Raw genomic sequence first — 533 nt, forward strand, 5'->3', positions numbered from 1 at the left:
GCGCGGCGGCCGTGCCCGCGAGGACGGGCGCGGTGAGCGGGTGCAGCCCGCTGGCGCCGCGGGTCGCCGCGCGGCCGGCGGCGACGCCGGCGAGCAGCACCGCGGCGGCGGCGAGGAAGAGCGACACCTCCCACGCCAGCCAGAGCGACACCGGCGCTCCGAGCGCCGGCGGCGTGATGCCGCGCGACAGGGCGCGCAGGAGGAACGGGGCGACGGCGGCGACGGCCAGCGCGATCGCCGCCGCGACCGGGCGCGAGGCCAGCGGCCGGTCGGCCCGCAGCAGCGTGAAGAGCCCGAGCAGCAGCACCGCGCCGGTGAGCATCAGCGCGCCCATGCTGGCGGTGAACGGCCCGCCGACCGCGGCGAAGTACAGCGCCGGGTCGAACAGCGACGACACGTTCGACAGCACGTTGAGCGGCGCGACCGCGACGGCGGCGAGCGCGCCGAGCAGCGCCGCCAGCCGCAGCCCGCGCGACGACGGGCGCCGCCAGGCCGCGACCACGGCCAGCAGCCCGAGCGCCAGCCGCGCGCGC

The 533-nt window shown here is 80.5% G+C and carries 1 pseudogene; it reads right to left on the reverse strand.

The window, feature by feature from the left end:
• Positions 1-533 (reverse strand): annotated as a pseudogene (locus PYV61_RS26505) (hypothetical protein); the annotation flags it as partial.

This window comes from Roseisolibacter sp. H3M3-2 (genome assembly GCF_029211165.1).
In the GTDB taxonomy this organism is placed as follows: Bacteria; Gemmatimonadota; Gemmatimonadetes; order Gemmatimonadales; family Gemmatimonadaceae; genus Roseisolibacter.